We start from the raw sequence: 12190 nt of genomic DNA, 5'->3' as shown, positions 1-12190 counted from the left end.
TAGATCGGAAATCAGCCTTGAGGGCCTGATAATTGAAAATCAGGCCTTGTGACCTGATCCGTTGCCCTTCTCGATCACGGCGAGGCTGGCCTCCAGCGCCCAGAACCGGGCGGCTTCCAGGCGTTCGCTGAGCGACTGGGGGCGGATGTTCAGCGCCTCGGCGATGCGGATCTGTGCCGGCGGTTCGGGGGGCAGGGTGTGGATCAGCGCCTCGGCCTGTTTCACGGTCCAGCCGCGCACGATGGCATCGGCCAGCGGCAGCGCCCCGACAAGGGCGCGGTCGGCGGGCCCGGCGCAGGCAAGGCGGGTGTCGCGGCCCATCTCGTCGAGTGCGCGGCCCGCGGCCTCGAAGGCGGGGCCGGCCGCAGCGGAGAGATCGCGGGTGGCAGGCAGCTGCATTTCGCCGAAGCCGATGGCGACACGGCTGGTGGGCAGGTCGGAGGCCCGCAGCCAGGCCAGAAGCGTGAGCGTCACGCGCAGGGCCTTCTGGGGCGCCGGGACGACGGCCTGCCAGCCATCGCCGCGGAAGCGGGTGAAGCGCAGGTCGCCACCGGCCCAGTCGGCCATGGTGGCGCACTCGCGCGAGAGCACCTCCATGGCGGAAGTGGTGGCAGCGGCCCCCGCGCGGGAGGACCCGACGAGATCGCCGGTCAGCACGGCCTGTCCCATGGTGAAACCCTCCGGCCCGGGGATGGGCGTTCTCGCATCCCGGTTGGTGAAGACCTTACATGAAGCCCAGTTCGAGACGGGCCTCGTCGCTCATCATGTCCATGCCCCAGGGCGGATCCCAGGTGAGCGAGACGTCGACGTGCTTCACGCCGTCCAGCGGTTCGACCGCATCGACCACCCAGCCGGGCATGTCGCCGGCCACCGGGCAGCCGGGGGCGGTGAGGGTCATCACCACCTTGACCTCGTTCTCGGAGGAGATGTCGATCGTGTAGATCAGGCCAAGGTCATAGATATTCACCGGAATCTCCGGGTCATAGACCGTGCGGCAGGCTTCCACCACCTGGTCGTAGAGCGGATGATCGGTGCTCGACGGCGCGATCAGCGGCGCGCCTTCCATTTGTTCGGGGCTGTCTGTCATTGCGTCCTGCCGGTTTCCTGAGCGATTATATAGGAATATCCGGGGCCGAGGTCCAGTGCCCGCGCGGCTTGCGTGCCGCTGCGCGTCTCTCCGCGTGGCGGGCCTGTGCCAGGTGCTGACGAGCCCAGTGCTGAAGAGATGGTCGGGTGCGGCAGGCGGGCAAAAATCTTGAGAAAGATTTTTGGGAAGCGTTTTACGGAAAACGCTTCTGCGCATGGGGCCGGGGACGGGCCCGGTCGGAGAGCGGTGCCAAGGCGCCGGACGCCCCGTTTCGCTTGGCTTTTGCGCCCAATTGGCCCATGAGGGCGCCGAACCAGGGCCGAACCAGGAAAGAGCGGATGCAACGTTTCGAATTCACCCTCAAGGCCACGGACGGCAAGGCCCGGCTGGGCGAGATCACCACGCCGCGCGGCACGATCCGCACGCCGGCCTTCATGCCCGTGGGCACGGCGGCGACGGTGAAGGCGATGATGCCCGAAAGCGTGGCGTCGACCGGGGCCGACATCCTGCTGGGCAACACCTATCACCTGATGCTGCGCCCGGGGGCCGAGCGGATCGACCGGCTGGGCGGTCTTCACAAGTTCATGAACTGGGACAAGCCGATCCTGACGGATTCGGGCGGCTTCCAGGTGATGAGCCTCTCCGGGTTGCGCAAGCTCAACGAGGAGGGCGTGCGCTTCAAGAGCCATATCGACGGCTCGGAGCATCACCTGACGCCGGAGCGCTCGATGGAGATCCAGAAGCTGCTGGGCTCGGACATCGTGATGTGTTTCGACGAATGCCCCGCGTTGCCCGCCACCGAGGAGCGCGTGGCGCAGTCCATGCGGATGTCGATGCGGTGGGCGCAGCGCTCGCGCGATGCCTTCGGGGACCGTCCGGGCCACGCGCTCTTCGGCATCCAGCAGGGCGGCGTGACGGAAGAGCTGCGCGGCGAGAGCGCCGAGGCGCTGAAGGCGATCGGTTTCGACGGCTATGCCATCGGCGGGCTGGCCGTGGGGGAGGGGCAGGAGGCGATGTTCGGCGTGCTGGATTACGCCCCGGACATGCTGCCCACGGATCGTCCGCGCTACCTCATGGGGGTGGGCAAGCCCGATGACATCGTGGGCGCGGTGAAACGCGGCGTCGACATGATGGATTGCGTGCTGCCCTCGCGCTCGGGCCGCACGGGTCAGGCGTTCACCCGTCACGGGGTGGTGAACCTGAAGAACGCGCGCCATGCGGACGATCCCCGGCCGCTGGACGAGGGCTGTGCCTGCCCGGCCTGCCGGAACTACTCGCGCGCCTACCTGCACCACGTCTACCGCTCGCAGGAGATGATCAGCGGCATGCTGCTGACCTGGCACAACCTGCAGTATTTCCAGGACATCATGGCGGGGATGCGGGCGGCCATCGCGGAGGGCCGGTTCGGCGCCTGGGAGGCCGACTTCCATGCCGGGCGCGCGGAAGGGGATATACCGCCGCTCTGAGGGTGGGCCAGTGGATGGTGGCCTGTGGATGGTGGCCTGTGGGGGATGGACTGCTTGGCTGGCCCGTCTGGAGGGCCCGTCTGAGTGGCTCGTCTTGATAGTCTGTGAGGGCTCCCCAGGGTCATCCGTCCCGGTGCCCCTGACGGGGCGGAGGGGGGCTGTCTGCCCCCCGTCGCTGGCGCGACTCCCCCCGAGGATACTTGGGAACAGTGGATGACAGGGGCACCGGCGTCAGGGGGCGTGTCTGGAGTGAGGGGGTTGTTTGCGGTCGCAGAAAGCCTACCTCGGCTGTCTGACGGGCCGGCGTCTTGGAGGAGGGGCGCGGCAGGTCCGACCTGACCGGACAACCCACAGGAGGCCGAAATGGCAGAACCCCTCTTCACGCCCTTCACCGCGGGGGCGATCGAGATGTCCAACCGCGTCGTCATGGCACCGCTGACCCGGAACCGGGCCGATGACGAGACCGGCGAGGTGCTGGACATGCATGTCGCCTATTACCGCCAGCGGGCGGGCGCGGGCCTGATCATCACCGAGGCCACCAACATCAGCTGGGAGGCGCGCGGCTATATCCAGACCCCCGGCATCTTCACCCGTGAGCAGGCCATGTCCTGGCGCAAGGTGACCGACGCGGTGCACGAGGCGGGCGGCAAGATCGTCGTCCAGCTGTGGCACGTGGGCCGGATCAGCCATACCTCGCTGCAGCCCGGCGGGGCCAAGCCGGTGGCGCCGTCGGCGATCGGGGCACAGTCGAAGACCTTCGTGAAGGAGGGCTTCGTCGAGACCTCGGAGCCCCGCGCGCTGGAGCTGGACGAGATCCCGCGGCTGATCGAGGAATACCGCAATGCCACGCGCATGGCGCGGCTGGCGGGCTTCGACGGGGTCGAGGTCCACGGCGCGAACGGCTACCTGCTGGACCAGTTCCTCAAGACCGGCGCGAACCACCGCGAGGACGCCTATGGCGGGCCGATCGAGAACCGCGCACGGCTGCTGCTGGAGGTGCTGGAGGCGGTGAGCGAGGAATGGCCCGGCGGCCATGTCGGGCTGCGTCTGTCGCCCTTCTCGCCGGCGAACGGGATCAGCGATGCGGAGCCGCAGGCGGATTTCGAATACGTCGTGAAGGCGCTGAACCGCTTCGGTCTGGCCTACCTGCACATGGTCGAGGGCGCCACCGGCGGCCCGCGCGAACTGGCCGAGGGCGAGAGCATCGAGGCGCTGCGCAAGCTCTTCGACGGGCCCTACATGGCCAACAACGGCTATGACCGGCAGATGGCGCTGGACGCCGTGGCCGGGGGCAAGGCCGACCTCGTGGCCTTCGGGCGGCCCTTCATCGCGAACCCCGACTTGGTGGCGCGGCTGAAGGCCGATGCGCCGCTCAACGCGGGCGACAGCGCGACCTTCTACGGTGGCGGCGAGGCGGGCTTCACCGACTATCCGACCATGGGCGATGAAGTGACCGCCTGACCGGGCGCTCGCTGCGAGACCTATCAGACCTTGGCCGGGGGCAGGGTGGGGAATTCCCGCCTTGCCCCCGCGGCCATTCCGGGGATGCTGGACGCAGATTTCGACCGGAGTGATTTGATGCGTGTCTTTCCCCTTGCCGCGGCCCTTCTGGCCACGGCCCCCTCTCTCAGTTCCGCTCTCATGGCGGCGCCCGTGCTGGATGGCTGCACCCTGGGCGCCGAGGACTTCGACGCGGTCGCGGCCCCGCTGCTGGCCGGGGTCTGGACCGTGGAGAACGGGCCCGGCGCCGTCTTCATGCCCGGGGGCATGGTGATGCCCCTGCCGCCCGAGCCCGACGATACCGCCGAGATGACCCTCGTGGACGGTCAGCTTTTCGTGAACGCCGCGAGTTTCGGCCAGCGGCCCGTGACGCTGATGGACCGGCCGCGGGGCGACTACGGCCTGCTGGGCAAGCACCTCGGGGACCTGGCCCCGGACCTGCCCGCAGAGATGCAGCGGCAGATGGATTTCAACGCGCTCGACCGGGTGCCCGACTGCACCGCCGACCTGCTGCAGATCGCGGAATTCACCGGTGCCGTGACGCAGGAGGGGGCAGCTGTTTCCTTCCAGGTCTGGCTGCATATCCTCAGCGAAGAGGAGTTGGCCGGGGTCATGCTGATGAATGTCACCGAGACCGCTCCGGGCGGCGTGGACATGCACGGCCGGCGATTCATCACGTTCCACCGGGCGGCGCAATGAGGCCCTGAAACGCGGGTTTCGGGTGTCCTTGCGGCACTCTGGTCCGTGCAACGGCGGGTGGCGGCAATTTTCACGGTAAACGGGGCATTCGCGCCTTGCCGCGCCCGCGCCGCACGGGCATGCTGGTCCGAACCGAGGTTGAAACGGGGGACAGGCACCCCCAGTTTAACACTCCATAACAGGAGGTGGTCGGGGTCGCCGTGACACGGGGCCGGTACCGCCTGCCATAGATAAGGATAGAGCATGCAAGAGCCTCTCAACCCGTCCTACCCGGTGTTGCCGCTGCGTGATATCGTGGTCTTCCCGCACATGATCGTGCCGCTCTTCGTGGGCCGCGAGAAATCCGTGCGCGCGCTGGAAGAGGTGATGGCCGACAACCGTCAGATCCTGCTGTCCAGCCAGATCGACCCGGCCGAAGACGATCCCAGCACAGACGGCATCTACCGCACCGGCGTGCTGGCCAACGTGCTGCAGCTGCTGAAACTGCCCGATGGCACCGTGAAGGTGCTGGTGGAGGGCCAGTCGCGGGTGCGCATCACCGAGTATGTCGAGAACGACGACTTCTTCGAAGCGCGGATCGACCTGCTTGAAGAGGCCGATGGCGACGAGGAAACCATCGAGGCGCTGCTGCGCTCGGTCGGGGCCGAGTTCGAACGCTACGCCAAGGCCAAGAAGAACATCCCCGAGGAGGCGCTGACCGCCGTGGCCGAGACCTCGGACGCCGCGAAGCTGGCGGACCTCGTGGCCGGGCACCTCGGCATCGAAGTGGCCCAGAAGCAGGAGCTTCTGGAAACCCTCACCGTGTCCGAGCGTCTGGAGAAGGTCTATGGCCTGATGCAGGGCGAAATGTCCGTCCTTCAGGTCGAGAAGAAGATCAAGACCCGCGTGAAGTCCCAGATGGAGCGGACGCAGCGCGAGTACTACCTGAACGAACAGATGAAGGCGATCCAGCGCGAGCTGGGGGACGGCGAGGAAGGCCAGAACGAGGTCGCCGAGCTGGAAGCCAAGATCGCGGCCACCAAGCTGTCGAAAGAGGCCCGCGAAAAGGCCGATGCCGAGATCAAGAAGCTCAAGAACATGAGCCCGATGTCGGCCGAGGCCACGGTCGTGCGCAACTACCTCGACTGGATGCTGTCCATTCCGTGGGGCGTGAAGAGCCGCACCAAGAAGAACCTCGGCCACGCCGAGAAGGTGCTGGATGCCGATCACTACGGCCTCGAGAAGGTCAAGGAACGGATCGTCGAGTACCTCGCCGTGCAGCAGCGCAGCCAGAAGCTGAAGGGGCCGATCATGTGCCTCGTCGGCCCTCCGGGCGTGGGTAAGACCTCGCTGGGTAAGTCGGTCGCCAAGGCCACGGGGCGCGAGTTCATCCGCATCTCGCTGGGTGGCGTGCGCGACGAGTCCGAGATCCGTGGTCACCGCCGGACCTACATCGGCTCGATGCCCGGCAAGATCATCCAGGCGCTGAAGAAGGCGAAGACGACGAACCCGCTCATCCTGCTCGACGAGATCGACAAGATGGGGCAGGACTTCCGGGGCGACCCGGCGTCGGCCATGCTCGAAGTGCTCGATCCGGAACAGAACTCGACCTTCGTGGACCACTACCTCGAGGTGGAATACGACCTGTCGAACGTGATGTTCCTGACCACGGCCAACAGCTACAACATGCCGGGGCCGCTTCTCGACCGGATGGAGATCATTTCTCTCGCCGGCTACACTGAGGATGAGAAACGCGAGATCGCCAAGCAGCACCTGATCGCCGAAGAGGTGAAGAACCACGGTCTGCGCAAGGGCGAGTTCGAGATCACCGACGGTGCCCTGTCCGAGATGATCCAGCGCTACACCCGCGAGGCGGGCGTGCGGAGCCTCAAGCGCGAGATCGCCAAGCTGGCACGGAAAGCCGTGACCCAGATCATCAAGGGCGAGACCAAGAAGGTGGTCGTGACCGAGGACAACCTCGACGACTTCCTCGGCGTGAAGAAGTACCGCTATGGCCTGGCCGAGAAGGAAGACCAGATCGGCGTCGTGACCGGGCTGGCCTGGACCTCTGTCGGCGGTGACCTGCTGTCGATCGAGGCGCTGCGCCTGCCGGGCAAGGGCCGGATGAAGACGACGGGCAAACTGGGCGACGTGATGAAGGAGTCGATCGATGCGGCCTCTTCCTACGTCCGCTCCATCGCGCCCGAGATCGGGGTGAAACCACCGCGGTTCGACAAATGGGACATCCACGTGCACGTGCCGGACGGCGCCACGCCCAAGGACGGCCCCTCGGCCGGTCTGGCGATGGTGACCTCGATCGTCTCGGTGCTGACGCAGATCCCCGTCCGCAAGGACATCGCCATGACCGGCGAGGTCTCGCTGCGGGGCAATGCGATGCCCATCGGCGGCCTGAAGGAGAAACTGCTGGCCGCGCTTCGGGGCGGGATCACCACGGTCTTCATCCCGCAGGAGAACGAGAAGGACCTCGCCGACATCCCCGACAACGTGAAGGAGGGGCTGACCATCATCCCCGTCACCCACGTGAAGGAGGTGCTGAAGCAGGCGCTGATCCGTCAGCCGGAGCCCATCGAATGGGACGAACTGGCCGAGGAGGAAGCCGCGGCAGCGGCGGCCGCCAAGGAGGCCACCGGCTCGACCTCGGGCGCCACGGCGCACTGACCCGGGTCTGACCCTCCCGCGGCGATCCCTCGTCGCAGGCACAAAGTATGGCGCGCGTCCCCCGGGGCGCGCGCTTTCTCTTGTGTGGCGAGAATGGATTTTCAGGGAAAAGCGTGCTACAGCTGAGGGAATAAAAAGCAGAGCAGTTAACGAGGCAGTTATGGGTAAAGAAATGAGAGAGGCGGATTTCGCCCTCGAACCGACCACTGACAGTGACGCCGGCACCAGTGCCGGCAGCGATGAGACCGCCGCGGAGGCGCCCCTGAAGCCGTGGCAGCAGCGGCAGGCCGCGCGCAGGGCGGCGGATGCCGAGGCGGCGAAGGTGCGCGGGACCGCCGCAGAGGCCACTGCGGAGGCTTCGGCGGAGGCCTCGGAAGGGCAGCCCAAGGCGAAACCGGCCCGGGGCAGGAAGGCCGCGCCGGTCGAAGAGGCATCAACCGACACCGAGACGACTGACGGCACCATCGCCGAGACGCTGGCGCAGGTCGCGCCTGTCGAGGTGGAGGCCCGCCTCGAGGCGCCCGCCATGGCGCAGGTGGCCGAAGGCGGTGCGCGGCGCAAGATGCGGGCCAAGAAGGTCGAAGGGCGGGGCGCGACCCCGGAGGCCGGCCCGGATGTTGACCCGGAGACCGTCGCAGGGGGCATGTCGGAGGGGGACAAGCCAGCAGACAGTTCAGCCGCCAAGCCGGGGCCCAAGGACGCTCCAAAGCAAACTGGCAATCAAACTGGCAAACCCACGGCCAAGGCCGCGCGCAAGGCCGCCGGGAACCCTATGAAGCTGCGCCAGCTCGTGACCGCCGTGGCCGCTGACATGCAGCGCCGCCCGAACGAGATCCGTCCGGTGGTCGAGTCGATGCTGCGCATTCTGGGCGAGGAAGTGAACGCGGGCCGTTCGGCCGATCTGCACCCATTGGGCAAGCTGATCGTCGAAGGCGTGAAGCCCGGACGCGAGACCTCGGTGATCAAGTGCAAGATCCGACGTAAGGTCGCAAAAGAAATCGACGGAAAGTCGAAAGACCCGCTTGCAGACCCCGAAAAGGATCGCTAAAGAACCCGCCAACGGGTGATTAGCTCAGTGGTAGAGCGCTTCGTTCACATCGAAGATGTCAGGAGTTCGAATCTCTTATCACCCACCATTAATTCCTTGAAAGGTCTCGGTTTTACCGGGGCCTTTCTTCGTTTCGCGGACCGGCTTCAGGCCTGCTTTCAGGCCCGGTCTCCTGCCTTGACCTGCCCCCCGCGGTCTCAGACGCGGGAGAGCAGGGCGCCGAAGTCGCCCTCCGGCATGTCGACACCCGCCAGCTGCGCCATGTGCCATGCGAGGACCTGGTTCGAGCTGAGCACCGGCAGGCCCAGTTCGCGTTCCAGCGGCGCGAGGATATCGAGCGTGCGCAGGTTGGTGCAGGAGAGGAAGAGCGCCTCGGGCGCGCTTTCGCGGGCGAGGTGGCGGGCGGCATCCGTGATCGAGGCCGGGGCGATCCGCGCCACGCGGGATTCGATCTCCTCTCCGAAGGACAGCGTATCGGGCACGGTCAGCCCGCCGGCCTCGAAGGCATGGCGGATCGGCAGGGCCACGGGCGCGATATAGGGCGAGACCACCGAGACACGGCGCACCCGGAGGTGCCGGAAGGCCGCGAGCGCCGCGGTCAGGGGATCGCTTGTCTCTGCCGTGCGGGTGGCGCCCTTCAGCAGCGTATGGACCCGCTCCGCCCCGATCAGCGTCGTCCCCGAGGTGCAGCCATAGGCGACCACATCGAAGGCCGCGGCCGGCGGCAGCAGGGCTGCGGCGGCGGGCAGGGTCAGGGCCATCGCGGCGATCGTGTCGGGCGTCAGTTCGGCCCCCGAGGGCACGCGGGTCACGTGCAGGCGGGCGACGGCGGGCGGGAAGAGGCGCCGGAAGTCACCCTCTATGGTTTCGTCCACCTGCAGCGCCACGAGGCCAAGGCGCGGCGTGGGGTCGTCTTCCAGCACGTAGGGAAAGTTGGTCATGCACCGATCTCCGGCAGGGTTTCGGGGGCACGGGGAGAGAGCAGCTCGACCCCGGTGTCGCGCAGGACGATGTTCTCCTCGTGCACCATGATCGCGCCATCGCGGGTCTCGCAGCCGGGCTCCAGCGTCAGGACCATGCCGGCACGCAGTTCGGTGTCGTCCAGCGGGGTGAGGGAGGGCCATTCCGTCAGCGTGACGCCCAGACCGTGCCCCAGCCGCCCGGAGAGCGGCGTGACGCCGTGACGCTCCAGCGCGGTGCTCAGGAGGCGATGCAGATCACAGGCCCTCAGACCGGGGCGCAGGGCCGCCATGGCCTCCTCCGTCGCCTGCCAGAGCGCATGGTGGGCCCGGCGCATCGGCTCGGTCGCTGGGCCGATGGCATAGTTGCGGTCGAAGTCGCAGAAATAGCCGTCCCTCACCGCGCCGGTGTCCAGCATAAGCAGGTCGCCCCGCTGCAACGGCACGGGCCCGGCGGGCGAGATCACGTCGCCGTAGCCATCGGGGCCTGCGCCGCCCGCGACGTAGTTGACCCAGTCGGCGCCCTCCTGCAGCAGGGCGATCTGGAAGTCGCGGAAGACGGCCTCCAGCGGGCGGCCGGGCAGGGCGAATTCGGGCACCCGGTTGAAGGCCCGCCCGGCGAGGGTGCAACTGCGGCGGATGCAATCGATCTCGGCCTCGGACTTGATCTCGCGGACGCGCTGCACGCAGGCGGTGGCATCCGCGAACCGGCGTGGGGCGAGGGCCTCCTGCAGCGCCGTGTAATCGGCCAGCGGCATCCTCAGGTGGGTTTCCAGCCCCATGGGCAGGCCGATGCAGCCACCCGGGGGCACCATGTCTCCGAGGGTCGTGGTGAGCTGGGAGAGGCCATCGTCGCGGGGATCGGGGGCGGGCCATGTGCGGATGTCGCGCAGCCAGCAGCGGCCCATCAGTTCGGCCCCGATGGCCGGGATGACAGCGACGGGATCGCCCGTGGCGGGGACGACGATGAACCACGGACGGGCGGGGCTTTCCCAGAAGCGGGTGAGGAAGCCGGTGACATAGAAGACATCCGCCGGCTGGGTCAGCAGAAGCGCGTCGATCCCGGCCCCCGCCATGGACGCCTGCAGCCGCTCCGTACGGTTGCGGTAGTCCTCGGCGGGAAAGACGAGCGAGGGACTGGTCTGGCTCTGCTGCGGCATCTGGGGCTCCGGCGGGTCGCGGGTGGCGCGAGCCTAGCGCGGAGAAGCGCGCCGCGCCAAGCGATCCGGTGCGGGCATGACCATGGTGCCGGGTGCTATGGGAAGCGATGCCGTTTGGGCGGCGCGGCCGTGTGGGAGGCGCGGCCATTTTGGGAGGCGGGGCCCTGTGGGAGGCGGTTTGTTTGGGAGAGCGGGGCGCAGGCCGGGGGCTGCATGGGCCATCTGCGCATCGGCCCGGACAGACCGGACAGACTGGACACGAGGGTGCACCCGGTCACCGGTGGCTCAGGATGCGGCCGGGCCCGGCCTGCGGGAAGGGCTCACTTGCCGGTGTAGCGCAGCGGCGAGAGCGCCTGCACCAGCGGGCCGCTGTCGCCTGTCATGGCATCGGCCATCAGCCGCGCCGTCGTCGGGCCGAGGGTGAACCCCTGGTGACCGTGACCGAAATGCGCCCAGAGACCGGGGTGGCGGGGCATCTCGCCCATGACCGGCATCATGTCCGGCATGCAGGGGCGGTTGCCGAACCAGGGGTTGGCCTCCACCGCCGGGCCGATGTCGAGCAATGCGCGCGCGGCGGCCTCGGCCTTGATCAACTGGCTCCGGTTCACGGGCGCCGACATGGGGGCGAGCTCCGCCCCGGTGGCGACCCGCAGCCCGTCCTTCATGGGCGAGAAGACCGTGGAGGCGCCGGTGTGCATCAAGGGCAGGTTCAGCCGATGGGTGCCGGAGAAATGCAGGTGATAGCCCCGCTTGCGCACCATGGGGATGCGGTAGCCGAAGCGTTTCATCAGCTGCGGCGCCCAGGGGCCGAGCGCCACGACGACCTTTTCGGCGCTGACCGGGCCGCCGTCGCTCATCACCTGCCAGCCGCTGCCGACCTGCTTCAGAGACATGGCGTCACCGGTCAGCAGCTGCCCCCCGCGCGAGACGAGCAGCTGTGCATAGGCCCCGACGAGGTCCCCCGGACTGGCACAGGACCATGCGTCGTGCCAGTGCACCGCCCCGGCGAAGCGCTTCTTCAGCGCGGGCTCGGCCGTGGCGAGCGCGTCACCGTCCATCAGTTCCGCGTTCACGCCGTAATCGCGGGCGAGGCGGGTGATCTCCGGCTCCATCGCCGTGAAGGCGGCGGCATCCATGTAGCCCTGGCGGAAGCCCTGCTTGGTGATCAGGTTGCCGGCGCCCGAGGCCTCGATCAGCACGTCGTGATCGGCGGTGGCGGCCTTCACGAGCTGCGCATAGCTTGCGGCGATCTTGCGGTGGCGGGCGGGCAGCGAATTGGCGAGATAGCCGAGCAGGCCACCCAGCTGTCCCAGCACCCCGGCAGGCGTCAGCCGCACGGCATTGTCGGCGCCCATGGCCAGCGACAGCAGCTTGGCAGGCGAGACGGGCAGGGCGTAGGGCTCCACCGCTTCGCCCTGGATGATGCCGGCGTTGCCGTAGCTCGTCTCGCGGCCCGGTGCCTTGCGGTCGATGAGCGCCACCTCGTGCCCCTGTGCCTGCAGGGCGAGGGCCGAGGCAGTACCGACCATGCCGGCGCCCAGAACGATCACGCGTGCCATGGGATGCTCCTGTTCCATGAAAGAGGGCCCCGGCGCATGGGACGCGGGGTGATC

The 12190-nt window shown here is 67.9% G+C and carries 10 protein-coding genes and 1 tRNA gene; 6 read left to right on the top strand and 5 right to left on the bottom strand.

Annotated elements, in window-relative coordinates; all coding sequences use genetic code 11:
- Window positions 1-39: 39 nt before the first annotated feature.
- Window positions 40-669, bottom strand: a complete 630-nt coding sequence (locus ACX9MO_RS19470) for a hypothetical protein (RefSeq protein ID WP_462213052.1) — start codon at window positions 667-669, stop codon at window positions 40-42.
- Between the two features lie 55 nt (window positions 670-724).
- The gene (locus tag ACX9MO_RS19465) at window positions 725-1087 is read right to left on the bottom strand and encodes an SUF system Fe-S cluster assembly protein (RefSeq protein ID WP_222490213.1); all 363 of its coding nucleotides are present in this window, start codon (window positions 1085-1087) and stop codon (window positions 725-727) included.
- 338 nt (window positions 1088-1425) lie between these two features.
- Between ACX9MO_RS19465 and tgt the strand changes: the two genes are divergently transcribed.
- The 6 genes from tgt (at window position 1426) to ACX9MO_RS19435 (ending at window position 8546) form a co-directional block, all read left to right on the top strand.
- Window positions 1426-2553: a tRNA guanosine(34) transglycosylase Tgt gene (tgt, locus tag ACX9MO_RS19460; protein WP_462213051.1), complete on the top strand. Its 1128-nt coding sequence runs from the start codon at window positions 1426-1428 to the stop codon at window positions 2551-2553.
- Between the two features lie 363 nt (window positions 2554-2916).
- Window positions 2917-4014, top strand: a complete 1098-nt coding sequence (locus ACX9MO_RS19455) for an alkene reductase (protein WP_462213050.1) — start codon at window positions 2917-2919, stop codon at window positions 4012-4014.
- A 117-nt stretch (window positions 4015-4131) separates the two neighbouring features.
- Window positions 4132-4752, top strand: a complete 621-nt coding sequence (locus ACX9MO_RS19450; protein WP_462213049.1) for a hypothetical protein — start codon at window positions 4132-4134, stop codon at window positions 4750-4752.
- A 243-nt stretch (window positions 4753-4995) separates the two neighbouring features.
- The gene (lon, locus tag ACX9MO_RS19445) at window positions 4996-7410 is read left to right on the top strand and encodes an endopeptidase La (RefSeq protein ID WP_222490209.1); all 2415 of its coding nucleotides are present in this window, start codon (window positions 4996-4998) and stop codon (window positions 7408-7410) included.
- Between the two features lie 160 nt (window positions 7411-7570).
- Entirely contained in the window at window positions 7571-8458 is an 888-nt protein-coding gene (locus tag ACX9MO_RS19440; protein ID WP_462213048.1) for a hypothetical protein, read from the top strand.
- Window positions 8459-8471: 13 nt separating this feature from the next.
- Window positions 8472-8546 (top strand) — tRNA-Val (locus ACX9MO_RS19435).
- A 109-nt stretch (window positions 8547-8655) separates the two neighbouring features.
- Here the strand turns inward: ACX9MO_RS19435 and ACX9MO_RS19430 are convergent.
- From ACX9MO_RS19430 to ACX9MO_RS19420, 3 genes are all read right to left on the bottom strand, one after another.
- Window positions 8656-9399, bottom strand: a complete 744-nt coding sequence (locus tag ACX9MO_RS19430; protein WP_462213047.1) for a maleate cis-trans isomerase family protein — start codon at window positions 9397-9399, stop codon at window positions 8656-8658.
- Window positions 9396-10577, bottom strand: a complete 1182-nt coding sequence (locus ACX9MO_RS19425) for a M24 family metallopeptidase (protein ID WP_462213046.1) — start codon at window positions 10575-10577, stop codon at window positions 9396-9398. The genes ACX9MO_RS19430 and ACX9MO_RS19425 overlap by 4 nt, the downstream gene beginning before the upstream one ends.
- Window positions 10578-10897: 320 nt before the next feature.
- Complete coding sequence (locus tag ACX9MO_RS19420; protein ID WP_462213045.1) at window positions 10898-12136, bottom strand: NAD(P)/FAD-dependent oxidoreductase; 1239 nt, start codon at window positions 12134-12136, stop codon at window positions 10898-10900.
- Window positions 12137-12190 lie beyond the last annotated feature (54 nt).

This window comes from Pseudooceanicola profundus, assembly GCF_054919315.1.
Note: the sequence above shows the minus strand (reverse complement) of the source record. Positions and strands in the feature narration are given on the sequence as shown.